Annotated in this window: 27 protein-coding genes and 1 pseudogene; 15 read left to right on the top strand and 13 right to left on the bottom strand. The window is 67.2% G+C overall.

The features are described 5' to 3' along the window. Positions 1–63: 63 nt before the first annotated feature. From OUY22_RS07785 to OUY22_RS07760, 6 genes are read left to right on the top strand one after another with little or no spacing between them, the layout of a single operon-like run. Positions 64–429 carry a CU044_2847 family protein gene (locus tag OUY22_RS07785; RefSeq protein ID WP_270154121.1) on the top strand — a complete coding sequence of 122 codons (366 nt, stop codon included), beginning with the start codon at positions 64–66 and terminating at the stop codon, positions 427–429. Then, positions 422–3040 carry a serine protease gene (locus OUY22_RS07780; RefSeq protein WP_270154120.1) on the top strand — a complete coding sequence of 873 codons (2619 nt, stop codon included), beginning with the start codon at positions 422–424 and terminating at the stop codon, positions 3038–3040. The genes OUY22_RS07785 and OUY22_RS07780 overlap by 8 nt, the downstream gene beginning before the upstream one ends. Next, positions 3033–3815, top strand: a complete 783-nt coding sequence (locus OUY22_RS07775; protein WP_270154118.1) for a class I SAM-dependent methyltransferase — start codon at positions 3033–3035, stop codon at positions 3813–3815. Before OUY22_RS07780 ends, OUY22_RS07775 begins: the two co-directional genes overlap by 8 nt. Positions 3816–3834: 19 nt before the next feature. Then, positions 3835–4596, top strand: a complete 762-nt coding sequence (locus OUY22_RS07770; protein WP_270154117.1) for a hypothetical protein — start codon at positions 3835–3837, stop codon at positions 4594–4596. A gap of 46 nt (positions 4597–4642) precedes the next feature. Next, on the top strand, positions 4643–4933 hold the full coding sequence (locus OUY22_RS07765) for a cupin domain-containing protein (RefSeq protein ID WP_270154116.1): 291 nt from the start codon (positions 4643–4645) through the stop codon (positions 4931–4933). Positions 4934–4984: 51 nt separating this feature from the next. Next, a complete protein-coding gene (locus OUY22_RS07760; RefSeq protein ID WP_270154115.1) occupies positions 4985–5731 on the top strand; it encodes an SDR family NAD(P)-dependent oxidoreductase in 747 nt (248 codons plus the stop codon). 10 nt (positions 5732–5741) lie between these two features. On the opposite strand, the gene OUY22_RS07755 is transcribed toward OUY22_RS07760, so the two are convergent. Next, a complete protein-coding gene (locus OUY22_RS07755) occupies positions 5742–8270 on the bottom strand; it encodes a polysaccharide lyase family 8 super-sandwich domain-containing protein (RefSeq protein ID WP_270154114.1) in 2529 nt (842 codons plus the stop codon). Positions 8271–8446: 176 nt separating this feature from the next. Here OUY22_RS07755 and OUY22_RS07750 point away from each other — a divergent pair, with 176 nt between their 5' ends. From OUY22_RS07750 to OUY22_RS07740, 3 genes are all read left to right on the top strand, one after another. Then, a complete protein-coding gene (locus tag OUY22_RS07750) occupies positions 8447–9325 on the top strand; it encodes an LLM class flavin-dependent oxidoreductase (protein ID WP_270154113.1) in 879 nt (292 codons plus the stop codon). A 600-nt stretch (positions 9326–9925) separates the two neighbouring features. Continuing rightward, entirely contained in the window at positions 9926–10684 is a 759-nt protein-coding gene (locus tag OUY22_RS07745; protein WP_270154112.1) for a cytochrome P450, read from the top strand. Then, positions 10681–11301 (top strand): TetR/AcrR family transcriptional regulator, encoded by a 621-nt coding sequence (locus OUY22_RS07740; protein ID WP_270154111.1) that lies wholly within the window; start codon positions 10681–10683, stop codon positions 11299–11301. The genes OUY22_RS07745 and OUY22_RS07740 overlap by 4 nt, the downstream gene beginning before the upstream one ends. Here OUY22_RS07740 and OUY22_RS07735 read toward each other — a convergent pair. Next, complete coding sequence (locus OUY22_RS07735; RefSeq protein WP_270154110.1) at positions 11288–12169, bottom strand: LysR family transcriptional regulator; 882 nt, start codon at positions 12167–12169, stop codon at positions 11288–11290. The genes OUY22_RS07740 and OUY22_RS07735 overlap by 14 nt on opposite strands. A 71-nt stretch (positions 12170–12240) precedes the next feature. On the opposite strand from OUY22_RS07735, the gene OUY22_RS07730 reads away from it, so the two are divergent. Then, a complete protein-coding gene (locus OUY22_RS07730; RefSeq protein ID WP_270154109.1) occupies positions 12241–12606 on the top strand; it encodes a YybH family protein in 366 nt (121 codons plus the stop codon). Between the two features lie 2 nt (positions 12607–12608). Here OUY22_RS07730 and OUY22_RS07725 read toward each other — a convergent pair whose 3' ends face one another. From OUY22_RS07725 to OUY22_RS07710, 4 genes are all read right to left on the bottom strand, one after another. Beyond that, positions 12609–13010 carry a cupin domain-containing protein gene (locus tag OUY22_RS07725; protein ID WP_270154108.1) on the bottom strand — a complete coding sequence of 134 codons (402 nt, stop codon included), beginning with the start codon at positions 13008–13010 and terminating at the stop codon, positions 12609–12611. Between the two features lie 5 nt (positions 13011–13015). Next, positions 13016–13750, bottom strand: a complete 735-nt coding sequence (locus tag OUY22_RS07720; protein WP_270154107.1) for an SDR family oxidoreductase — start codon at positions 13748–13750, stop codon at positions 13016–13018. A gap of 580 nt (positions 13751–14330) precedes the next feature. Continuing rightward, positions 14331–14825 carry a hypothetical protein gene (locus tag OUY22_RS07715; RefSeq protein ID WP_270154106.1) on the bottom strand — a complete coding sequence of 165 codons (495 nt, stop codon included), beginning with the start codon at positions 14823–14825 and terminating at the stop codon, positions 14331–14333. A gap of 1367 nt (positions 14826–16192) precedes the next feature. Further along, positions 16193–17080, bottom strand: coding sequence for a phosphorothioated DNA-binding restriction endonuclease (locus tag OUY22_RS07710; protein ID WP_270154105.1), 888 nt, complete (start codon positions 17078–17080; stop codon positions 16193–16195). Between the two features lie 146 nt (positions 17081–17226). Here OUY22_RS07710 and OUY22_RS07705 point away from each other — a divergent pair, with 146 nt between their 5' ends. Next, the gene (locus OUY22_RS07705) at positions 17227–17628 is read left to right on the top strand and encodes a hypothetical protein (RefSeq protein WP_270154104.1); all 402 of its coding nucleotides are present in this window, start codon (positions 17227–17229) and stop codon (positions 17626–17628) included. Here the strand turns inward: OUY22_RS07705 and OUY22_RS07700 are convergent. The 3 genes and pseudogenes from OUY22_RS07700 to OUY22_RS07690 all read right to left on the bottom strand — a co-directional run. Next, positions 17625–18071 (bottom strand): hypothetical protein, encoded by a 447-nt coding sequence (locus tag OUY22_RS07700; protein ID WP_270154103.1) that lies wholly within the window; start codon positions 18069–18071, stop codon positions 17625–17627. The two genes, OUY22_RS07705 and OUY22_RS07700, sit on opposite strands and share 4 nt — an antisense overlap. Further along, positions 18068–18322 carry a hypothetical protein gene (locus tag OUY22_RS07695; RefSeq protein ID WP_270154102.1) on the bottom strand — a complete coding sequence of 85 codons (255 nt, stop codon included), beginning with the start codon at positions 18320–18322 and terminating at the stop codon, positions 18068–18070. Before OUY22_RS07695 ends, OUY22_RS07700 begins: the two co-directional genes overlap by 4 nt. Before the next feature lie 52 nt (positions 18323–18374). Continuing rightward, positions 18375–18692, bottom strand: a pseudogene (locus OUY22_RS07690) (DNA/RNA helicase domain-containing protein); the annotation flags it as partial. Between the two features lie 95 nt (positions 18693–18787). Between OUY22_RS07690 and OUY22_RS07685 the strand changes: the two are divergent. Next, entirely contained in the window at positions 18788–19264 is a 477-nt protein-coding gene (locus tag OUY22_RS07685) for a hypothetical protein (protein WP_270154101.1), read from the top strand. A 104-nt stretch (positions 19265–19368) separates the two neighbouring features. Here the strand turns inward: OUY22_RS07685 and OUY22_RS07680 are convergent, their stop codons facing one another. Both OUY22_RS07680 and OUY22_RS07675 read right to left on the bottom strand, forming a co-directional pair. Continuing rightward, positions 19369–19746, bottom strand: a complete 378-nt coding sequence (locus tag OUY22_RS07680) for a hypothetical protein (protein ID WP_270154100.1) — start codon at positions 19744–19746, stop codon at positions 19369–19371. 188 nt (positions 19747–19934) lie between these two features. Further along, on the bottom strand, positions 19935–20294 hold the full coding sequence (locus OUY22_RS07675; protein WP_270154099.1) for a hypothetical protein: 360 nt from the start codon (positions 20292–20294) through the stop codon (positions 19935–19937). Between the two features lie 221 nt (positions 20295–20515). Between OUY22_RS07675 and OUY22_RS07670 the strand changes: the two genes are divergently transcribed. Further along, positions 20516–21304, top strand: a complete 789-nt coding sequence (locus OUY22_RS07670; protein WP_270154098.1) for a hypothetical protein — start codon at positions 20516–20518, stop codon at positions 21302–21304. Here OUY22_RS07670 and OUY22_RS07665 read toward each other — a convergent pair. Beyond that, positions 21301–22098 (bottom strand): aminotransferase class IV family protein, encoded by a 798-nt coding sequence (locus tag OUY22_RS07665; RefSeq protein WP_270154097.1) that lies wholly within the window; start codon positions 22096–22098, stop codon positions 21301–21303. The genes OUY22_RS07670 and OUY22_RS07665 overlap by 4 nt on opposite strands. An 86-nt stretch (positions 22099–22184) precedes the next feature. On the opposite strand from OUY22_RS07665, the gene OUY22_RS07660 reads away from it, so the two are divergent. Both OUY22_RS07660 and OUY22_RS07655 read left to right on the top strand, forming a co-directional pair. Next, a complete protein-coding gene (locus tag OUY22_RS07660) occupies positions 22185–22526 on the top strand; it encodes a MerR family transcriptional regulator (RefSeq protein WP_270154096.1) in 342 nt (113 codons plus the stop codon). A gap of 66 nt (positions 22527–22592) precedes the next feature. After that, complete coding sequence (locus tag OUY22_RS07655; protein ID WP_270154095.1) at positions 22593–23297, top strand: NADPH-dependent F420 reductase; 705 nt, start codon at positions 22593–22595, stop codon at positions 23295–23297. 1 nt (position 23298) lies between these two features. Here the strand turns inward: OUY22_RS07655 and OUY22_RS07650 are convergent, their stop codons facing one another. Then, positions 23299–23937, bottom strand: a complete 639-nt coding sequence (locus OUY22_RS07650) for a TetR/AcrR family transcriptional regulator (RefSeq protein ID WP_270154094.1) — start codon at positions 23935–23937, stop codon at positions 23299–23301. Positions 23938–23988 lie beyond the last annotated feature (51 nt).

Below are 23988 nucleotides of genomic sequence, written 5' to 3'. Positions count from 1 at the left end.
CGCCGTTCGCCCGGACCGGCTCCGCTGGGAGGAAAAGTGCACGACAGATCTCATGCCGTACCCGTGGCTTTGCGTGATGGCAGCGTCGTCCATGTCGAAATGTCCATGGGCGAGGAATTGGTGGCCAGCCGATTGTTCAATTTCGGTGATGTCGTCGGGAAAATCTCCGCGATCACCGAAGAAGTGGGCGACGCCATCAGAGCCGCCGCCCCCGATGTGGCGACGGTGGAACTGGGGTTCGAGATAGGCGTCGAGTCGGGTGGGCTCACCGCCATCCTGGCGAAGGGCACAGGAAAGGCCAATCTCAAGGTCACGTTCGAATGGCGCCGTGCCGAACATCCCACCGCGGCCGGTACGCCCGAGATCGCGCTACCCGCCGCGACGCCTGACCCCAACGGCGGGCGATCGCAGCTCGATCACGATGGATGACGCACAACTACGGGTCGCCACCGTCAAAGTCGTGCCCGGAGCGCAGCAGTTCGGAACGGGCCTCTTCGTGGGCACCGGACTCGTCCTGACGTGCGCTCACGTACTGGAGGGATGCCTTTCCCCCGAAGCCGAGATAACTGTCGTCTGGCAGCATAAGGAGTATCCTGCTCGAATTGTCAGTATCCGCGACCAGCCGTATCCCGATCTCGCTCTGCTCGGTATCGGATTGCGCAATCATCCGGTCATCGAGCTGCACCATGAAGTCGAGCTGGGTGATCGTACGTATGCCTACGGCTATACAGATATCTACGGTGAGGGAGACTCTCTCACCGCCTCGTACGAAGGCTTGACGCGGGCCGACCGGCCCCTGCTGAAGCTCAAGGATGGCCAGGTGAGGCCAGGGATGAGCGGCGCGGGCGTGCTCAACATCCGCACCGGCGCCGTGTGCGGCATCCTCGTGGCGACCAGAGACCGGAACAGCGACCTCGGCGGCAGAGCCATTCCCGTCCGGACGGTCTTGTCGGAGTTTCCCGGGCTGGTGCCCCAGTCGGATGCCCTGGGACCCGCCGGGATCACTCCAGAGTCGAGAGCACTCTCGTTCCACTCCACACCCGCTTTGGAGGCGGTCTGGGAGAGGAAACTCCGGGAACAGCGGAGGCTTCTCGCTCGTGGCGTGCCCGGATCGTCGCGGATAACAGTCGGTGACCTGCTCACCCGCTCAGAGCTTCTCGTGCCGGCCCCATGGCGGGTGAGTGGTCGAGACGCGGAACGCGGAGGGCTCGTCACCGAGCTCGTCGGAAGAGTCCGTGAGCAGGTGACGGACGACACCCCATCACCACGTCGGGTGCTCCTGCTCTCCGACCCCGGCATCGGGAAGACCACGCTGACCTACTGCCTATATTCGGAGCTGCTGCGGACGTGGTCCGCCGGAGTCCGGAAGGACACCTTCCCGGTGCGCATCGACCTGCGAGCTGTCGCGACGCACGCCATCGACGAAGACTTCGGATCGGCGGAATGGCTGGCACGCTATTTGGATCGTTCGGCTCTCGGGTGCGAACCGATCTCCTGGGTCGGAGTGGAAGATCGTGACGGAATTCCGTTACGACCCGTCCTGATCCTCGACTCCCTCGATGAACATCTCTCTCGGCTGGCCTACCCGCGCATGCTGAACGAACTGAACAAGTTCATCTTCGGGTACGCGGCCCTTTCCTGCTGCCGGACCCAGTATTTCAACAGGTTCCTGGCCCACTCCCCCTTCGCCGACGATCTCGAACAGATCGAACTCATGCCGTGGGGGGAGCAGGAACGCAGACGGTATGTGCACGCGTACGTCAGCTACTGCTTCCCCGAATACCAGGAGCAGGAGACGAGGAAGGTTCGCCTGCGCATCGAGTCCAGACCGGTGCGCGATCTGTGCCAGACGCCGTTGCGCATCAACATGGCACTGGAACTCATGTTCAAAGGGGATCTGGAGAATCCCGTCATCAACGACACGCTGGGCCTGTATCACGCCTATGTCGCGCAGTTGCTCCAGATAGAGTCGGCGAAGATCGGCAGCACCTTGGGCATCGAGCAGAAGCTGGACCTCCTGACTCGGATCGCCTGGCACTTCTACGACGAAGGGGAGGCCCGCAGTCAGGGGGCACGCTTGTTCACGCTGCGCGAGCTGCATGATTTCATCTGCGTCGACCTGCGAACCCCGGAGGATGACGCGCACGCGATAGTCGAGGACCTCGTGTCCCGTTCGCTCCTCGCCATAGACAGCGATCAGTTCGATCTCTTCGAGCCCACTGTCGTGCGGTTCGCGCACAAGTCCTTCCACGAATATTTCGTGGCCCGTCATCTTTTCGGATGCATGCAGACGGACGCGACCGCGGCCGCGACCGCGTTCCGCAGATTCATCTCCGCCGAGGTCTCGGAGTTCGTCAAGGAGTATCTCGACCGCGCCAACGTCAACAGCCGGATCCTGGCGCGTGTGTGCGACGTATGCATCGACGCCTACTTGGCCAACAGGGCCGACGACGCGCGGGCTCGCGTGGCCCGGCAGCAGCTCGCATACTACCTGGGCAACCTGCGGTCGGCCCGCGTCGTGCAGTTCCTGGAGGAGGCCCTGCTGAACGAGCCGGACTTGTGGATCCAGCGCGGGATCATCCTGGGCCTGGCGTTCGGAGGAACCGCACGGCCCTTGGAGGAGTACGTCGACAGACTGCGCGACAACCGCGTCACCGGACGAAATAGCGCGGAGAACGACGTCAACCTGGGTTACACCCTGACGTTCTTCGGCGATCAACCCACCGATCACCTTCACCCCGAGGTCGACCAGGGCCTGGAGAACTGCGAGGGCACCATCAGAAGGATCACCTACCTGGTCGGCACGGAGACGGACCAGGAATGCTGGCGGCTCGACCTCCTGACCTTGGTGGAGCTGTGGCGGCATCGCCCGGTGTCACGGGAACGCTATGTCATCACGATGCGGGAGTGCGCGCCGGAACTGTCGATGGTCCTGGACGCGTTCGAGCACAATCCCGAGTCCGCCGGCTGGCCCGAGATCGAAGAACTCCGCGAGATCCTCAGCCTCATCGGAGACGGCGGGACGGCAATAGATGGATGAGCGTGAACAGCGATTCAGGATCAGTGCCGTACGCGACGGCCGGAACGCCAACCTGGCGTTGTACGCCGGAGGCGAGGAGGTACGCGGCTACTTCACCGAGCGCTATCACGCGGTGCGCGTGCTGCTGGCTCGCAAACAGCTGGGAAGGGCCTTGGAGAAGGCCGATTTCCCGGCCGGCGCACCCGTCGTCGAGCTCGGTGCGGGCGGCGGACGGATCGTGGGGGGAGACAGGCTCCTGAGCGTTCTCGGGCCACGACGGGTGGTCTATGTGGATTTCGATCCGGCCGCTCTAGGCCCGGTCAAACTCCAGCAGCACCGCCGAGTCTGTTCGGACGCCGCGGCCACGCTGCCCTTCCGCGACGCCACGGTCTGTGCCGTGGTCCTGGGAGAGCTGATCGAGCACATTTATGACACCCGCCGTCTGCTGGAAGAGTGTCACCGGATCCTGACCCCGGGCGGTGTGGTGGTGCTCACGACTCCCAACCTCGCGGCCCTTCAGGATCGGGTTCGGTTCATCGAGGGCCGCTCCCCTCGGCATGTGAATCCCCTGCACCGGTATCTGTGGCTCCACATCAGGCCCTTCACCGCAACTTCGTTGAGAGATACCTTGGAGGCGACGGGCTTCGAAACAATCGATCTCGAGTCCAATTTCGTCGTATGGCGGAAGAAATCCGGCGATCGCCTTCAGTCGAGATCACTCGCTCGGCTCTTCCCCGGACTCGGCAGCATTCTCGTCGCCTGCGCGCGTAGAACTGAACGGTCGTCAGGTCCCTGAAGCTCGATGGAGCGATCGCATGGAGACGATGCGTGAGTTGATTGACCTGCTCAACACATCATTCGACGCGTCGGCGCCGAACGCGGGGATTCAGGCCCGGCAACTGCTCCGCGATATCATTTCGAGCGGTGAACTCCCGGCGCTCCTTCAATCGGCACTCAGGGACGAGGCTTACCTGGCCCGGGTCGCGGCCGACTCATATAGGCACAACAACGGGTTCGACAAGATCGTTCTGGTAGCAGGGCCGGACAATCGCTACAAACTGCGCCTGCACATCTGGTGGCCGAATCGGGACCGGCACAGCGAGCACATCCACAATCATCGGTGGACTTTCGCGTCCGTCATCCTCGCAGGCGAGCTGGAGATGGAGTTCTTCGCCCTCACGCCAGGCGGCCGGCCGATGCAGCGCTATCGATATTCCCACCCGCCCGGTGGGACGCACTTCGTCCGGGACTGGCAGGACAGCGTCGAAGTCCAGACCGTCTTCGCCGAAACGGTCGGTCCTGGATCGAGCTACTGGCTGGGTGAGACCATGCTGCATCGCATCCTCGTCCACGGTCGGTCGCTGACCGCCACTCTCATACTCCAGGGAGCGTCGCTCAGCCCGGCCTGCGATCTGCTGAGCGGAGTCCCGCTTCCGGATCAGCCGATGGTCAAGGTGAGACAGTTCACCGTCGGCGAGCTGTCAGAAAAGATATTTTCGCTGCTCAGTGCACCCACCGCGCTGATCGGTCATCGGTTCCCAGACCCGACAAAGGATGGCAATCCCTATGGGAGTTAGAATTGTCTCAGGCGCAAATGCCGGAGTTGCCCCAATAGATCATTCAATGACCATTTATCAATATTTTTCCGAGTCCGACAGCCCGCATGCCAGCCTGGTGACCGCCGATCTCAACGGCCTGCACTCCCGCCGCATGAACCGGCGCAGCGTCAAGCTCTATTTCGTACTCAGCGGCAACATCCGGATCAAATCCGACGGCACCGAACATGAGATCGGGCCACTGGGCGCGGCGATGATAGATCCTGGCACGTGGGTGGAGCTGGTCGGCGAGGCGGCGAGAATCGCCATCCTCTACAGCCCGGCTTTCAATCTCGACGACGAGATAATCGACGAGTGATATCTTCCGAGCCGCGTGACTCCCTATCCCTCGTACGCGACAGGAACGTCAATGAAGCTCGCTGGCAGAACCGCCCTGGTCACCGGGGGATCGCGCGGAATCGGCCGCGCGACGGCCCGCCTACTCGCCCAGCAGGGCGCCGACGTGGTGATCACCTATCGTGAGAACGCCGCGGCGGCGGAAGAGTCGTTGCGAGAGTTGAAAGACCTCGGGGCGACCGCCCGTGCGATGCGGTGCGACGCCGCCTCCCCCGAGCAGGTCCGCGCCGCGCGCGTCGAGATCGAGCGAGACCTCGGCCCGGTCGACATCCTGATCAACAACGCCGGAGCCATCTCCAGGCCGGCTGATTGGTCCCAGCAGAGCGACGAGGATCTCCATCGCACGATCCAGGTCAACCTGTTGTCCGTCATCCACGGCATCCGCGTCTTCGCGCCCTCGATGGTGGACCGTGGATGGGGCCGCATCGTCAACTTGACCTCGACGTACTCGTTCAACGGCGGCGCCGCGGTGCTCGCCTACACCGCGGCCAAGGCGGGGGTGAACGCCGTTACCACCGCCATGGCGGCGGAGCTCGGCTCGCAAGGCGTTCTGGTCAACGCCGTCGCCCCGGGCAACATAGACACCGACATGACCCGCGCGGCGGGACAGGAAGTCGTGGACTGGGCTGTGCGCACCACACCGGTCGGCCGGCTGGGCACCGTCGACGAGGTCGCGACAGTCATCGTGCACCTCGTGCACACCGATTTCGCCTGCGGGCACACGTACGTCCTGGACGGTGGGCAGATTCTCCGCATCTGATCCCGGCCGGTCAGCGCAGGGTGGCGATGAAGGTGCGGCCGTGGGCGTGGCGGGTCGTCGCCTGGATCAGCGTCCCGCCCGGCACCCGCCGCACCTTCACCCCCTCGTCCGCCGAGTCGGCCCGCAGACGCGGCCCGTGCAGCACGACGCTGACCCGGTCCCGCTTCATCGTCGGGTCCGACAGCGCGACCACCGTACGCTCACCCGACCGCACGATGACCGAAGCGGGCCCGTCGACCAGCATCCGACCGGCGAGACGCGGCCCGTCCGAGAAGACGTTGGCCGCCACGATCCCGAGCCCTTGGTGCTGGATCGCCTGGACGTGCCGGTCGTTGGCCAGCACCCGCAACGTCCCGCGCGTGTACCCGCGCAGCCCGGCCTCGGTCGCGCCGGGCACCAGAGCGTAGGCGAGGTCGGCAACGTGACCGCCCGCGGGATGGGTGACCGACGCGGTGAAGACGTGCTTGGTTACCGGAGTGTCGGGATTGCCGGTACGCACGACTCTGCGGCTGCGGGTCACCGTCTCCACCCCCGCGGTGACCGGCTGCCGGGTGAGGAAGGCGTACCCGACGGCGGTGCCGCGGGTGTCGTTGGCGTAACGCAGCCAGCGGGGCGCGCCCGTGTCGCCCGGCTCCCAGGCACGCCCGTCCCAGCGCTCCCCGGTCACGGCGACCGCCTCCCCGGGAGCGGCGATGCGGCTGTCGACCGTGGTCACCGCCGCCCGCCCGTCCTGCCCCGAGACCCCCGCCACGAGCACCACGATCTCGTCGTCCAGCATGAACCACGACTTGGTGGCCAGGGCGTTGCGGTACGTCACGAAGTCGTCCGGCAGCAGCCCTTCCCGCTTGGCGGCGAAGGCCACGTCATCGGACTGGACGAACCCCGCCACCCCGTACGCCCCTAGCGTCGCCCCGCCGGAGAACGCGTTGCGCCCGCGCGGGAAGTACACGTACGTGTTCTGCGACTCCGACGACGAGGTGAAGGCCAGCGGATGCCCCGGGTTCTCGTACCAGAACCGCCCGTACAGCTCGGGCACCGTCCGCCGCTCCTCCACCGGCGCGGTGACCCCCGCCAGCCGGTACGGCGACACGACGGTGACGTAGTCGACCCCGAACGCCTCCCGCTGGTCCTCACCCGCCAGGTAGAGGTAGGAGGCCCCGTCACCCTGGAACCAGGGCATGAGGTTCTCCCCGTTCATGTACTCGTACTTGCTGATCCGCTCCGAGCTGCGGGCCAGCGCGAACGCGTACCCGGGCCGCCGGTGCACAGCCCGGTCCATGGCGTTGAAGGCCACGGACCGCGCGGGCGGGTTCAGGTCTTCGGCGGGGATGGCGGGATCGGCGCGGATCTCCTCGTAGCGGGCGACGCTGACCGGGGAGACGAACGCGCCGGTGTCGGCGGCGGGCAGGTGCTTGACGTACTTGCGCAGCGCGAGGGCCCTGTCGTCGCCGACGTGGTCGGCCAGGTCCGCGATGGCCTCCACGATCACCCCCACGTCGGCGTACCCGGTGGTGGTGCGGGAGACCGCGCGGCCCTTGACGATCTCCATCATCCAGCCCTCGAAGATGAGCGGGGCGAAGCCGTCGGTGATCCACCGGTAGACCACCTCGCCCAGCCCCGACCCGGTGGTCACGCCGTCGAGCGTCTTGAGGGTCTGGACGACGCGGGTGAGCAGGATGCGCCCGTAGGAGCCGGTGTAGGCGACGGAGTGGTGCTGGATGAACGAGCCGTCCTCGTAGTAGCCGTCGGTGACGCCGTGCCTGAGCCGGTACGGGTCGATGGTGGCGAAGACGGTGGCCTGGTCGGCGATGGCCTTGGCGACGCGGGCGTCGTCGGCGGTGAGGGCGCCCTGGAGGATGCGGTTGGCGGTGATGTCGGCGAGGTTGGCGCCGGTGTGGAAGCGGGAGTCGAGGTCGACGTCGCCGTTCTCGCCGTTGCGCAGGTAGCCGTCCATGGTGGTGACGTACGTCGGGATCAGGTCCGGGTGTTCCTCGCGTAAGCGGTCGGCGAGCAGCACGAGGGTGCGGCCGGCGTGGGTGGGGATGCCGATCTCCCAGGTGTGCCAGTTGCCGTAGTAGCCCGTCGTCTGGTCGCCGAAGTGACGTTCGTGCAGCCATTGGAGTCCCTCGACAACGCGCCGCTGGACGGTGGCGTCGCCGTCGAGTTCGCCGCCGGGGGTGCGGGTGGCGAGCGCGATCTCGTACAGGTACTGGAAAGCCTGGCGGAGTGCGGCGTCGTCGGCGCCGAGGGTGAGGCCGGCGAACAGCTCGCCGTCACCTGCCCGGTCCATGGCGGTGAGACGCTGCCTGGCGGTCCTGAGGATGGCGGCGAGCTTGGCGGCGACCTCGGGCCGCGTGTTGCTGTCGGGAGTGCCGGCGAGCATGGCCACGGTGTTGGCGATCAGCCGGGCGTGGTCGGCCCCCGAGGCGGCGGCGCGCGCGGGCGGCGCCGCGGCGAGCAGGCCGGCGGCGGGAATCAGGGAGAGAACCTGGCGACGGGACAGGTGCGGCACGGCGGGCTCCAGGCGGTCGGGTGGCACCTCACATGATCCCCACTTGCCGCCCTGAAATCTATGGCCAGCTCCTCCTATCCATGCGAAGGAATTTTTCATAAGTGCACTTATCATAAGTACGCTTATGAGGGGTGCCGGAGACCATCGAGGAAGCGTCGGGCGATACTTGACGTCAACCGGACTTCAGGTTGCACCGTACGAGCATGAACAGCTTCGAGATCGGCGTCATTCTGCCCGGGGTCGGCGTGCAACACGACCAGGGCATCGACCTGCGGGAGGCGGCGCGGCACGCGGAGGACGCGGGGCTGGACGGCGTGTGGCACGGTGACCACCTCGCCGTCGGCGCCCCCACTCTGGACGCCCCGATCGCCCTGGCCACCGCCGCCGCGGCCACGACCCGGGTCAGGATCGGCGCGAGCGTGCTCGTCCCGGCGATCCGCCCGGTCGTCTGGGCCGCCAAGCAGGTCGCGACCCTCCAGTACGTGTCCGGTGGGAGGCTGGTGCTCGGGGTCGGGTCTGGAGGCGGTGCCGGGCAGTGGGCCGCCGCCGGGGTGCCTTATGCCGAGCGCGGGCCCCGTACCGACACGGCGCTGGAGCTCCTCCCCCGCCTGCTGGCGGGCGAGCGGACCGAGCTGATGGACGCGCCGCCGGTGCCGATGCCTCCGGTCTGGGTGGGGAACGCGTCCATGGCGGCGATCCGGCGGGCCGCCCGGCTGGGGGACGGCTGGTTCCCGTCCCTGATCTCCCCGCGCGAGGTGGCCGAAGGCGGCGCGCGGCTCGCCGAACTGGCCGCGGAGCACGACAGGCCTGCCCCGGTCATCGCCATCGGGGCCACCGGCGCCCTGGGCACGGGAGTCCCCTCCCGCGAGGAGCTCGCCCGAGGCGTCGGCAGCGCCTACGGGCGTCCGGTCGAAGAGGTCGCCGACATCCCGCTGACCGGGCAGCCGAAGGAGGCCGCCGAGAAGCTGGCCGCCTACCGCGAGGCCGGGGCGCGGCACGCGATCGTCGGGATCGCGGGAGGCGACTGGCGGGCGCAGGTGGAGCTGCTGGCAGAGGTGCGGGTCCTGGTCAACGAACAGTGATCATGCATGTCGCGCATTGATGCGCGTTGTGTATGTTTGTCGGCGTAAGGTCCCCTCCACGACGAGCGGCCCCGGCTCGCCCGTGAACAGGATGTGCCGATGAGCGACGACACCCCGCAGGCCACGACGGACTCACCTCGTTCCAACCCCACGGCGATGCGCCAGATCATCCCCGCGGACCTGCTGGAGCGTGGGCAGTGCCCGTTCGACCCGCCGCCGGGCCTGCGGGGGCGGCGCGGCCAGGGAGCCGTGCAGCCGCTGCCGCTGCGCAACGGCGCGCAGGCGTGGCTGGTGACCGGCTTCGAGGAGGCGCGCACCGTACTGTCCGACCGCGGTTCAGCGCCGACAAGATGCGCCACCGCGACGCCACCTCGATGCAGCCGCACGAGGTGGACGCGTCCACCACCCCCGAGCCGACGGCGACCCGCGAGGACGGGTTCTTCGTCTTCGTGACTCCTCCGCTTCCTCAAGGAAGCGGCTTCTCGCTTTCCCCTGCTGAGGGTAGGCGACGGACAAGCCCTGCCCGTTTCGAACAAAGAAACTATAACAGGGAAGCGATTCCCCTGCCGGGTGAACCCGGCAGTCCCCTCGCTAGATCTGATGGACCCGCCCGAGCACACCCGCCTGCGACGGCTGCTGACGAGTCAGTTCACCGTGCGGCGGATGAAGGCGCTGGAGTCGCGGGTCACCGAGATCGCCGTCGAGCACATCGAGGCGATGAAGGCGGCCGGCGACGAGGCCGACCTGGTGCCGGCGTTCGCGCTGCCGCTGCCGTCGCTGGTCATCTGCGAGCTGCTCGGCGTCGACTACGCCGACCGGGCCGAGTTCCAGGAGCACACCTCCGTCGCGCTCGTCCTGCTCGGCGCGGGCCATGAGACGACCGCCAACCAGCTGAGCCTGAGCATGTTCGCGCTGCTGGAGAACCCCACCCAGCTCGCCGCGCTGCGCGAGGACCCCGCGCTGATCGACAACGCGGTCGAGGAGCTGCTCCGCTACCTGAGCATCATCCAGCTCGGCGTCAGCCGCGTCACGACCGAGGCCGTCACGCTGGGCGGCGTCGACCTCCCGCCCGGCGCCACAGTCGTCGTCGCCACCCCGGAGGTCAACCGCGACGCCCAGCACTGGCCCGAGCCCGACCAGCTCGACGTGCGCCGCCCCCGCACCTCCCACCTCGCCTTCGGCCACGGCGTCCACCAGTGCCTGGGCCAGCAGCTCGCCCGCGTGGAGATGCAGATCGGCCTGCGCGAGCTGATCACCCGCCTGCCGGGCCTGCGCCTGGCCGTCCCGGCCGAGAAGATCCCGGTACGGAACGAGATGCTGATCTTCGGGGTCCACTCGCTGCCGGTGACCTGGTCATGACGGCGCTTCTGGGACGGCGCGAGCGGAAGAAGCAGGCCACCCTCGCCGCCCTGCGGGAGGCCGCGCTACGCCTGTCCATCCGGGACGGCGTCGAGAACATCACCGTCGAGCGGATCGCCGGCGAGGCCGACATCGCGCTGCGCACCTTCTTCAACTACTTCTCCAGCAAGGAAGAAGCGGTGGTGGCCACCGTGTCCTCGGCCGCCGAGGCGCTCATCGCCGAGTTCCGGGCGCGGCCCCGTACGGAGTCCGTGCTGCGGGCCTTCCGTGAGGCGGTGCTGGTGATCCTGAACGAGAGCGACGCCGCGAACCGCGACTACCTCGCCGTGGTGCGGCTGATCCAGCGGACACCGTCGCTGGTGCCGCACCAGCTGGCCGTGCTCGCCGCCCAGGAGAAGGCGCTGGCTTCAGCGATCGCCGAACGGGTCGGCCCGCCCGGGGACTCGGTGTATCCGGCGGTCTGCGCGTCCGCCGTGCTGGCGGCGCTGCGCATCGTGGTGAACCAGTGGATGGAGCCGGGACGGGAGCCGGACGCGGCGGTGCTGGGCCGGCAGGTCGACGCGGTGATCGCCGAACTCGCCGCCGGCCTGGACCGGCCCGGCGTCATGCCGGCGTGAAGGCCTTCCGGCTGTGCGCCAGCGCCTCCCGTACGGCCGGGCTGTGGGTGTTCTTCCAGACGAGGGCGAGCCGGGCGGGAGCCTCGACGTCGTCGATGACGCGGGCGGCGAGCCGGTCGCGGTGGTGCGCGGCCATCGACTCGCTGAGGATGCCGACGCCGAGCCCCCGCGCGGCCAGGTCGGCGACGGCGTCCCCGGCACTGGCCTGGAACGCGATCACCGGCCGACGGTCTCTCGCGGCGCAGGCCCGGTCGAACACGGCGCGCAGGCCGGTGCCCTCCGGCATGCAGACGGTCGGGTACGCGGTCAGCTCGTCCAGGGTGACCCGTTCCCGGTCCGCGAGGGGATGGCCGGGCGGCACCGCCGCGACGAGGCGTTCACTGATGATCGTCATCGTGTGGAGCCCGTCATGCTCGCCTGTCCCCGTCCCGATGAGGGCCAGGTCGATCGTCCCGGTTCGTACGTTCTCGGCGAGCCGGTCGGAGTTGCCCTCCAGCAGCGAGATCTCCACTCCCGGATGCGCCCGGTGGAAGGCGGCGAGGGCGTCGAACAGCGGCGTGACGGTGCAGCCGATCACCATGCCGACCGTGAGCCTCCCCCGGATCAGGCCGGTCACCTCGCCCACCGCCTGCTTCACGGCGGAGGCGGCGGCGAGCGCGGCGCGGGCGTGTTCGAGCGCGGCCTTGCCGGCGACGGTGAGGGTGACCGTCCGGGTCTGGCGGTCGAACAGGTCGGCTCCGAGCTCGCGTTCGAGCTGGCGGATCTGGGCGCTGACGCCGGACTGGCTGATGTGGACCCGCTCGGCGGCGCGGGTGAAGTTCCGCTCCTCGGCGACGGCGACGAAGTACTCCAGCTGCCGCAGTTCCATAACTGCTGATTTTAGTTTCGATGAGAACCAGCTGTTGGACTTCTGGCAAGAGAGGTGGGGATGCTGAAGGCATGAGCGAATATGAGAAGGCCATGCGACCTGAGGACATCACCCGCCTGTTCGTCGAGCGGTCCAACGCCGGCGACGCGGCCGGGGTCGCCGAGCTGTACGAGGAGGACGCGGTGCTGGCATACCCGCCGGGAAGCCAGACGGTGGGACGGGAGGCGATCCGCGAACTGTGGTCGAAGGTGCTGGCCGGACGTCCCCGCTTCAAGCCGGAGGAGCCGTTGCCCACGTTGATCAGCGGCGACCTCGCCCTGACCTCGACGCCACCGAAGGACGGCTCCGGTGCTCGCGCGCAGGTGGTCCGGCGTCAGGCTGACGGGAGCTGGCTGCGGGTGCTCGACCAGCCCGAATTCGTGCCTCCGGCCCGCTGAACTCAGGACGGGCGTGGGGCGCGGCGGTCCTGGCGCTGGGCGAGCTCTTCGTCGTCCACCAGCGTGAGCATCGGCTTGCCGGGTTCACACAGCATGGTGACGGTGAAGCGGAGCCGGATGTCGTCGCGGTGGTTGCCGTCCTGGTAGTGGATGACATCGCCGCCCGGCTCCCAGAACACCTCACCGGCCCGTACCACCCGCTCCGGCTCGCCTTCCAGCTCGAACAGCATCTCGCCTTCCAGGACGTACCCGAACGCCGGACCGGTGTGCCGGTGCGGCGGCGTGCCGGGGTCACCGGGCGGGAACTCGATGAGCACGGTCATCACGTGCGCCCCCTCCGGGATGAAGGGCGGCTCGACCTCCTGCAATGTGGTGAGCGCCGTCTGCCAGGCGGCCTCTGACATAGGACCTACCTCCAGTCCCGGTAACGGATCTCGCCGAGGGCGGCGCCGTCATCCGGCACCAGCGACCGCTCGCGCAGCTCGGAGCCGAAGTAGCGCGCGTGTGGGTCAGTGACCACGTCGCGCGGGTCATCCCAGGAGGCGAGCGCCTCCCGGAAGAACTCGTCCATCCGGAACTGCTCGGGCCCGGCTGTTTCGACCCTGCCGTTCAACGGCTCCCCCACCGAGACCCGGCCGACCGCCCGCGCGACGTCGTCACCCGCGATGGGCTGGAAGAGCACAGGCGCCATCCGCACTTTGCCGCCGTCGGTGGCCTCGTCGGCGATGCTCGGGACGAACTCGAAGAACTGGGTGGCGTGGACGAGCGAGAACGGAATCGACGACTCCTCGATCAGCTTCTCCTGGGCGGCTTTTGCCCGGAAGTACGGGTTGCCTGGCGGACGCTCCGTGCCCACGATCGACAGCGCGACATGATGGCCGACGCCGGCCTTCGCCTCGGCGGCGAGCAGGTTGCGGGTGGAGGTCTCGAAGAACTCCCGTACGGCGGACTCCTCGAAGGAGGGCGAGTTCGACACGTCGACCACCACGGACGCGCCGTCCAGTGCTTCGCTCAGGCCTTCGCCAGTGAGGGTGTTGATGCCGGTGCGCGGGGACGCGGCCACCGTCTCGTGGCCCTGGTCGCGGAGATTGGCCACGAGCTTCGACCCGATCAGACCGGTCCCGCCTACTACGACGATCTTCATGCCCGACCTTTCCCCTGTGCCCTTGGCCTCGCGGCTGCCGGTTAAGACAGGACGGCTTCCTGGGCTGAGTTGCTTTTTGACCTCGTCCTTGAGCGTCCCTCGTGCTGTCTCTGCTGCCACGTACAGGGCGGCAAACTTTCAGCAACCACCGCCGGGGTTTCTGGTTGTGGGGGTTCGTCGGCCTGTTTGCGTCACCGAGCGCGGCCGGTCACGATCTGCAGCCACAGTTTCTCGGCCGCGCGGGACGTCCAGGTGCTGTCCACGATGTCCCCGAGGTCCTTGACGGGGAGGCGTCGGACGAACCACAGGCCGAAGGCTGTGCAGAGCTCGAACGCGAGATATGTGTGGGCACGTGGAGGCCGAGGCACTCAGGGTCCAGGGGCGGACGGCTCACGGCATCACCGCCAGGTGGTTCTGTTCCTGGAGCAGCGACACGAAGGCGTACGCGTCCTCCGCGCTCACCGTCTGCCACAAGCCCTGGTCGAGGTCGGCGCCCCGGAGGTGGACGCCGTCTGACGCTGTGCCTCACACGAAATCGCCGCCCTCTCCAGGGAGAGAGCGGCGCCTATGTCCTCTTCTTTCAAGCCGACAGCACGTCGAGTTCTGCTTTCGCCGCCTCAACCCCTGCCAGCTTCACCCGGATGCGACGCTCTTGCCCATCCACACTGTTTACGCTCTTGATCACCGTATTCAGCGCACTCTCAAGCGCCTGCGGCAGGCCACCGGAGTTGATGATCTCTCTCGTCCAGAGGCCGATGAGCTCGTCGCTGTCCGCAAGGGCGATCACTACCTCTCGGCCGGCGAACCTGTCTTCAACAAACGCGTCCATCTCATCCAGCGAGGCGAAAACGGCGTTCTCTACGGAGTCAGCATCAACTGGGTCGATGCACACGTACGCCCACGCGCTTCGCTCTTCGGTCGCAGCAGCTACTTGCGTAAAGAGGATGAGATCTCCGTTGAGATGAAACGTGCCCGTTAGCGGGATCTCGTACTCATGCCACACGTCTAGATCGGATGCTTCGGGTCGCGGGCGCCAAGGAGGAAGACCCCTCTTGATCAGATAGTCTAGGTTCACCGCCCCTACCTCCGCTCGTCTCCATACCCATTGAAGCATCGGATGAAGCTTTCCGTCACGTCGGGATCCCAAGGGATGTCCTGTCTTTGGATGGGATCATCAGCCGGCCAGATCACTGAGACGTGGCTCAGATCGCCGTCGCAACCTGCGGAAATGCGACCTGGGGTATGCAGGACGGCAAACCCCACCTTCCGTAGCTCCCCCGCCGTCGTGTACCTTACGCTGGCACGCTCGATATCTCTAGCAATTACGGAACGAAGTACGTAGCGAGCCGCTTGCTCGACCATGAGCTTCCCAGTCAAAAGGGACAATTCGCGCTCCCGATCATATCGCGGCTCATCCAGATACTTGTTCTCATTCCGGGAGAACTGAGTGAGCACCTTTTCGTCCGCTATGCAGAGCCAGGGCTTCTCAGCCTCACGGCAAACACGGCTTCGCACGTAGGACGAATCGGATTCCGGCATGGCTTTGAGCCTATATAACTGGCCGCAGCCTGTCACGTAAGGTTCAAAACATTACCTTCACTCCTTTTGGCGCCAGCCTTTGGATGAATATCGGTCCACCAACGTACAGCCGCACACCAACACGCAGGTCCTCGGACATCGTCCAGTCGACTCCCTATGGACAGCGTGACCTGCCTAGATCACAGCGTCCGCCCCGCACGGCGAGTGGTGGCATCAGTGCCTCAACTGCAGACCGGCACATCGATCCCCTGGCGCCGCGAGGGGGTTCAAGTGCCAGCGGATACCTGGGGCCCGACAGCGGGTGCGAACCACTCAACACTCATCATCGAGGAAGGCGCTCATGCTCCAAGTACTGCCACGTCTCGACCTCAAGGAAAATCAGAGCAGCGCACCCGTTCCGCAGATCCAGAACCTCGCGCGTATACACACGCGCCGACCAGGGTGCACCCATAGCATGCCAGCCCTAGGCTGACGAAACGACACACTGGAAGCCGCTACATCTCATCCGGCATTAGAAACGAAGGCAGCCGCGAGGGGGCCCGAAGGCGAAGCAGGAATCCGGTCAGCCGCATGACCAGATATCGGATCTGTCTCAATTATATGATACGTACTAGAAATCAGACATTCTGAACCTATTTCATAGATGTAGTATCAAACTACGCGCTTCGTAATCCGGAGGACCCGGGCTCTCAGTAGAGCCACGATTCATTCATCCAAAGCGGTAACTCGGCCACATCTGACGATCAACGGACCCCACGTCGAACATGGCCAGGTCGTCCAATCAGCCTGCAGACACGCCAATACGGCAACATGGTGATCGTTTCCGATCCAGCCACACACCTGCCACAGCGAATCGCTTCATCTCCGGATTTGACGGGTCGAGCCGACCGTTCGTTCGGACGATCAACTGCGGGCGGGTGTGCGGAAGACCTGGCGGACGTGCCAGCCGATGTGGTCCGGCTCGACCGCGTCCATGCCTCGTTGCGGCTCCCGTGCCGGGCGTCCGGCCAGGGAGAGGACCAGGTCGCGGGATGCCGGGGACCGGCCCACGAACCTGGCCGAGACGGTGATGGTCCGTTCCTGGGTCAGCCCGAGGACGCCCTTGTCGAACAGCTTGTGGTGGATCGCGCACAGGCACAGCCCGTTGGCCAGGTCGTCCGGGCCGTCGAAGGCCCACCAGCGGACGTGCGCCGCGTCGAGGCCCACCGCCGCGCCGTCCAGCCAGCCGTCGTACGAGCAGAACGCGCAGCAGTACTCGTACGCCATCAGAACCTGGTCGCGGAACGCCGGGCCGCGGCGGACGGGCGGCGGCTTCCTGACCTCGCCGCTGGTCTCCGCCGTCTCCAGGTCCAGGCCGGCCAGCATGCAGAGGTCGGTGTGCAGGGACGGGGCGAAGTTGGCGTCGAGGAGGTAGCGGGCGATCCGTCCCAGCAGTCCGGGTTCCTCCGACAGGGCGCGGGCCAGGTCGGGGTGGAGGCGGCCGGTGGCCTGGCTGTCGCGCAACCGGCCCAGCTCGGGGCCGGGGCTGCCCGGGCCGTGCAGGGTCTCGACCAGCCAGAGACCGTCGCTGGTCAGGTGGTGGAACGGGTAGCCGGGGCTGGTGTCGCGGGGCGGGCCGTACTCCTTGAGCAGGGTCTTGAGCTCGGCCTCGGCGGCGCTGAACGGGATCGGCCGGTTGCCGTGACGCTGGAACCGGCCCAGGGCGTACAGGAGGAGGAGCGGCTTGTGCGGCGCGCGCTCGCCGCCTCTGGTCCAGCGCCGGATCTCGGCGACCCGCTCGATCCAGTCCACGATCGTCAGTGTAGGGCGATCTTCCGGTCCTCAGAGGGCTTGCTCGTCGGTCCGGTTCGCTGATCACAGCCGGCTTCAAGCGGATCGCAAGGCGCGCAGCCTATCTCTAGAGGTGATCACGTTACGTATCGTCCCGGAGTTCTCTCATGCGCCTGCTCGCCTTCCTCGCCGCCCTGGCCCTCCCCCTCACTCTGGCCTCCCCGGCCGCGGCCGACCCCACGTCCTGGAAGTGGGGGACCGTGTACTCCGCTGACGCCAAGGCCGGCGCCTGGGGCAGGGTGACGGTGGGCCAGTCCGGTTTCGTCGTCTCCGGCAACGTGCGGGACGTCCCCGGCAAGGCCTGTTCCTGGGTGATCCTCCGCGCCCAGAGCGCGAAGAACGGCCGCTGGAAGACTCACGGCTTCTACTACTGCAAGCCCGGCGTCGGCACTTTCCGCAGGACCTACGGGTACGTGCTGCAGATCAAGGTCCAGGTCTGCCGGGGCACCGCCAAGCAGCCCACCGGGTCGTGCTCGAAGTCGAAGATCATCTTCACCCAGGGCAGCTAAGGCACCGGCCATCGGTGGTAGCGGGCGGCGCGGGCCTCGTCCTCGGTGCAGAAGAAGCGGCTGTCCAGGGGGGTCACCAGGTAGTACTCGCTGCTGGGCACGGTGTAGCTCTTGGCTGCGGCGAAGTCCGTGGCGACGAGCGGCAGCCCGCCGCACCTGATCACGTGGATCGGGAAGCTCGCCATGGCGCTGGTGAGCGGTGTGACGAGCGCGATCACGTACATCACCATCGCTGTGACGAGCGCCCGCAGCCAGTCGGGCGAGAGCCCGATCAGTGCGAGGGGGATCAGGCCCAGGACGTAGGCCAGTGCCAGCAGTGCCAGGTACCAGCCCAGGAAAGCCGCGGGCTCGTGCAGCGACGAGGCCGCCACGGCCAGACCCGCCGTCGGGATGACCAAGAGGAACGCTGCCAGCCACGCACTCGCCACAGCGAATCGCTTCATATCTGGATATGACGGGTCAGGCCGACGGTTCGTTCGGGTCGATCAGCCACGGGCGGGCGTCGGAGCCAGCGGCGCCGATCTGCTCGCGCACGAACGAGGCCGCGCCACGGGCCGAACCGGCGCTGCCGCCACGCAACCCAGCAGAAGCCGGCGGTCATGCGGGCGGTGCCCGGCTGCGCGCCGAGGAACCCTTCGAGCTCGTGCGGAGAGCCGGCGAGCCGCAGCTCGAAGTCCTCGTCGTCCCACGCCATCGGGCCACCTGGTGGTCGTCGAGGAGGAAGACCGGCACCCGCGCCGCGGACATCAGCTCGTCGAGCTGACTGCGGCCGGTGCGCTTGGCCGCGGGGGTGAAGCGGTTGGTGGAGGTTCGCGCTTGCGGCTCTTGAACGCCGGGTCCTTGTTCGCTTCCCGCACCGTGACCAGCCGCCCGTCCCTGACCGTGAGGTCCGGGCCCAGGATGACGCCGTTCCAGTCGTACTCGAAGCCCTGGGCGGTGTAGACGCAGCCCACCTGCCCGAACCCGTTCGGGTCGCTGGCCCAGTACATCCGGGGCGGGCAGTCACCCACGGCGCGGTCGTTCTTGACGTTCCACGGTCGCGCCCAGTCGCCGATGACGACGTCGCGGCACGGTGATCCACGCGGTGGACCCTGAGCTGCGAGACTTTCTCACCCGGGTCGCAGCCTGACATCTTTATGGCCCTGGAGTTTCGCGCCTTATGACACCGAAGGCTCCGGATCTTGCTTGCCTAACTGTTCTTGATCATGCGGTCGCCACCGAGAGCGAGCAGGAGGAACATGTCGAACTGATGAAGGTCGGCCTTGTCCATTCGCCTAATGGCCTCGATGCCGGAACGAGCCGTGTTGATGTGACCGAGAGTACCCAGACGGGTTGCGTCGAAGGCAGGGTCGTAATCCGCACCGTGTCGAGCTTCCAGAAGCTCGTTGAACGCGCTGGCCAGCACTTCCAAATCCGCTGGCACGCTCCCGGTGAGCGGATCGATCAGAAGGAGCCGGACAGGGTTGGGTGGCGTGCGGCCTGCCGCAATGTCCTCCACCCATCGGGCGGCTTTCTTGAAGTTGCCGTGGGCGTACCAGCGGCCGATGGCCTGCTGATGCTCGATCGGCCCGTTCCTCGCCGCGCGTCGTGCGCCATGCTGGACAAGCTCATGGAAGAGCGCGTAGTAGGCAGTTGAGGTGGCACGCCTCAGGTAGGCGGTCCGAGGACGGCCGCGCCCTGCGGTACGACCCGCGAGGGTATCGGCTAGATGGAGATAGTCGTCTGCCTTGAAATCTCACCTCACGGCCTGTCCTGTTGGTCCCGGATCAGGGTCTGGTCAATGGTGCTCGTGCTGTTGCCTTCCACCGACTCGTCCACGTCTTCCCGGGCTTCGAACTCTTCTCGAGTGAACAGTGTGACGTACACGTGCTCATCGATGTGCCGCTCGGCGGCAAGTCTGTTCACTTGCCTTCGCAGCGCATGAGTGAATTCGGCCGACCATCCTTGCTCGTCGCCCGAGTCGTCGACAATGATGAGGGCTTTGAGTGCCGCCTCGCCATCGGCGTCAAGATACGGCTCGACCGAAGCCTGCTGGATGCGGGGAGAGTCTGGAATGCGCATGCGCCTGATGGCCTCGGCCAGTTCGTTCAAGACTTCGCCCTGCCGTTTCATGCTCATGACGACCATCTTCGCACTCCCGACTGCGATCAGAGGGCGGCCAGGGCTGCATCGCCGAGCGCGCGTCCGTCCTGGTTGAACGACGCTCATCGTAACGCTGCGTGTAGCTGGCTGGCCCTGAAGCGGCAGTTCCGCTCACTTCTCGCCCGTCTGATGCGTCGACCACAGCCGCTTTCCAACGGATGCGGTCAAGGCTCTGGCCATAGGTGGTATCTGGCGGCGTGGGCCTCGTCCTCGGTGCAGAAGAAGCGGCTGTCCAGCGGGGTCACTACGTAGAAGTCGCTGCCGGGCATCCGGTAGGTATAGCCGGCGGCGAAGTTCGTGGCGACGAGCGGCAGCCCTCCGCACCTGATCACGTGGATCGGGAAGCTCGCCATGGCGCTGGTGAGCGGCGTTGCGAGCGCGATCACGTACATCAGCACCGCTGTGACGAGCGCCCGCAGCCAGGCGGGCGAGAGGCCGATCAGCGCGAGGAGGATCAGGCCCAGGATGTAGGCCAGGGCCAGCAGCGCCAGGTACCAGCCCAGGAAAGCCGCGGGCTCGTGCAAGCGACGAGGCCGCCACGGCCAGACCCGCCGTCGGCATGACCAGGAGGAACCCTGCCAGCCACGCACTCGCCATAGCGAATCGCTTCATATCCGGATATGACGGGTTGGGCCGGAGGTTCGTTCGGGTCGATCAGCCACGGGCGGGCGTCGGAGCCCGCTCCGGCGGTCAAGGACGCGACCCGATGAACACTTAAAGTAATTGAAGTGTCACAATGAGTGTCATGCCGTCCCCCCGACATGACGCCCTCATCCAGCTGGTCAAAGACCGGCCCGAGCTGGCGGTGGAGATCTTGCGCGACCTCAAGGGAGTGGAGATGCCCACCACTCCGCTGATCCGCGTCGCGGACAGCGCGTTCAACAACCTCCCCTCAGGTGATCTCGAAGCTGATGTGGTCGTCGTCCTAGGACCACCCGACGAGCCCGCGCACGCCATCGTCGTGGAGATCCAGCACGACGAGTCCAAGGACCCGAGACAGCTCGCCCGCTATGCCGTCGCCCTGTGGCTGCTGCTGCGCTGCGACGTCACCGTCCTGGTCATCTGCCCCGACCGAGGGGTCGCCGCCCACTACGCCACGCCGGTCGATTCCGGGTTGCCCGGCTACCGCCTGCACCCCCACGTGCTGGTGCTGGACGACATCCCGGTCATCACGGATCCGCGTGAAGCGTCGGCTCAGCCCGCCCTCTCGGCCCTGTCGGTCAAGGCCCACGGCATGAAGTCCACCGCCTGGCCCGTCTACAGTCCCTTCGCACGCGAACATTACGGCCGCGGCTTCAAAGACGGCCTAGCCCTGGTCGAAGCAGAGGGCAGGGTGGAAGAAGCCGCTCGGTTGGTGATGCTCGTGCTCGAAACCCGTGGCTTCACGCTTCCCGACGACACTCGGGCCCGCATCACCGCCTGCACCGACCTGGACCGACTCGAAACCTGGATCATCCGCGCGGTCACTGCCCAGACCCTCGACGACTTGTTCGACGAAGCGGAAGACCAACGTAAGGACGCGCGGACGGCCTAAGGAGCACTGAGCGGCTCACCTTCGTACGCCTCGTGCAGCATTCGTACGAAAAACGGCGCTTCAGGCAGAGTGGTCGAGGCGATCTGCTGCACAGGCACCCCCGGCGTCCACGAGTTCATGACCACGGCCCCTGCCAGCTCCGGCAGATCGGTGAGCCTGATCTCCTGGACCCGCTGGGGGACGTCGAGGCGGTCCAGTTGGCGGCGGACGATGGCCATCGTGGTGCCGCCCAGCATCTCGGCCTCGGGCCACACCACCGCCGCCCCGTCCCAGAAGGCCAGGTTCCAGATGGACCCTTCGCTGAGGCGGCCCCGGCGGTCGACGAAGGCGGCGTCGTCGAAGCCGCGGGCGACGGCCTGGCGCAGGAAGTACGTCTTGGCCACCTCGCCGACGTGTTTCACGGCGGGCAGGACCCGTTCGTGCTCGACCGCCGCCAGCGAAAGCGGTCCCGGGGGGCCGGACGCGGGCGGGCCGGTGCGTACCAATAGCGAAGGCTCCAGGTCGGTCGCGGTGAACTCGCCCGCCGGGGAGTACACGGTGGCCGTCAGCGAGACGTCGGCCGGGCCTGCCAGGAGGGCCGACCGCAGCCGGGCCCGAACCTGATCATCGGGAAGCGCCCGGCCGAACAGCTCTATGGAGGCGGATCGCAGCCTCTCCAGGTGAAGGTCGAGACCTCGTACGCGACCTCCCCTGACCTGCATGGCGGTGAAGTGGGCGTAGCCCGCGAAGGCGAGCGGCGCGAGTTCTGCGGCGGTCGCCGGGCGGCCGTCACGGTGGGCGACGAAAGAGGACATGGCTTGCTCCAGCGGTGATGACGCGGGCCGGAATGCCCGTTCGACGAGGCGACGTTATGGCTTCACACCGATGGAAAGGTCAACTCATGCTGATCGGGGAGCTGTCCCGGCTGACAGGGGTGCGCCCGAGGATGCTGCGCTACTACGAGGAGCAGGGGCTGCTCGACGTCAGCCGCGCCGCCAACGGCTACCGCCGTTACGGCGAGGATGCCGTCGTCACCGTGCGGCAGGTGCGCGCGCTGTTGAAGGCGGGTCTGTCCACCGAGGTGATCCGTACGGTGCTGCCGTGCGCGCGGGGCGAGCGGCCGGAGTTCGACTGGTGCGCGGAGCTGTGGGACATCCTCAACGGGGAGCTGGCGTCCATGGACGAGCGCATCGACGACCTCCAGCGCAACCGGAGCACGCTGGCCGGCTTCCTTACGCGATAGGTAAACGAGCAGTAACCCTCCTGCATGGTAGGGAACAGGCCTCGCGCGGGCGGGGTTGTCGCGGGCATGGCAACTCTTGGATTGATCGGCAGTGGCAACATCGGCGGCACACTCGCCCGCCTGGCCGTGGACGCCGGGCTCGACGTCGTCCTGAGCAACTCCCGCGGCCCGGAGACCCTGGCCTCGCTCGTCGAGGAGCTCGGCCCGCGCGCCCGCGCCGCCACGCCGGCCGAGGCCGCGGCCGCCGGCGACTGGGTGGTGGTGACGATCCCGCTGCGCAGCATCGGCCAGGTGCCGGCGGAGCCACTGGCAGGGAAGGTCGTGCTGGACACCGGCAACTACTATCCGCAGCGCGACGGGCAGATCCCGGAGCTCGACGCGGAGGAGACCACGACCAGCGAGCTGCTCCAGCGGCGGTTGCCCGGGGCCAAGGTGGTCAAGGCCTTCAACAACATCTACTTCAAGCACCTGGCCTCGCTCCCCCGCCCGGCGGGCGCCGCCGACCGGACGGCGCTGCCGATCGCGGGGGACGACGCCGGCGCCAAGGCCGCCGCGACCGAGCTGCTGGACACGCTCGGGTTCGACGTGGTCGACGTCGGGCCGCTGGCGGAGGGGTGGCGGTTCCAGCGGGACACCGCCGCGTACGTGGTGCCGTACGCGCACGCGCCGCAGGGCGCCGGGATCTCCGCGGATGACCCGGGCTCCCCCGCCGGGGCCGACGAGCTGCGCACCGCGCTGGCCGCCGCCCTCCGTTACCGCGACATGGGGTGACTCACGGCCCGCTCTTCACCAGCAGTTCGCGGGCCAGGACGTCGCCCCACCAGTTTTCGACGCGGTCGGGTGACCAGCCGCGTTCGCCGGTGAGCACGGCGTAGACGTCGATGTTGCAGATGGCGGCGTAGACGTCGACGGCGGTCGCCACGTCCAGGCCGGACCGCAGGACGCCGTCCGGCCAGGAGGAGAACACCTGGACGCGGGTCTCGTCGGCGCGGCGGCGGCCGTCGCTGTAGAGGGTGGCCAGGTCCGGCTCCGTGCGGGCCGCTTCCCGTACGAGCATGATGATGTCGCCCGAGCGCTCGTAGAGCCGGCGGTCGAAGCCGGCCATCGCGGCGAGTTGCCGCGCCGGGTCCGCGGCGGGGTCTTCGAGTTCGGCCAGCAGGTGCGGCACGTCCCCGCTCAGGTCGGCGGCGTCGGCGAGGGCGCGAGCCAGGCCGGTCTTGTTGCCGTACGTGGAGTAGACGGTCGGCACGGAGACTCCGGCTTCGCGTGCCACGTCGCGCACCGTGGTCTGGGCCCATCCCCGGGTGAGGAAGAGGGTACGGGCGGCTCGGGCGATCTCGGCCCGGGTTTCCAGCGCCTGGGTGGTGCGGCGCAACGATTCGTAGCGGCGCCGCCCCTGCTCCTCACTCATGATCCTCCACTTCGCTTTACGGTGCTTATAATCAATATCAGTGGCGTCATA

The organism is Nonomuraea corallina (assembly GCF_027620315.1).
GTDB classification, from domain to species: domain Bacteria; phylum Actinomycetota; class Actinomycetes; order Streptosporangiales; family Streptosporangiaceae; genus Nonomuraea; species Nonomuraea corallina.
The sequence above is the reverse complement of the archived record's forward strand: the minus strand, read 5'-3'. Positions and strand labels throughout refer to the sequence as shown.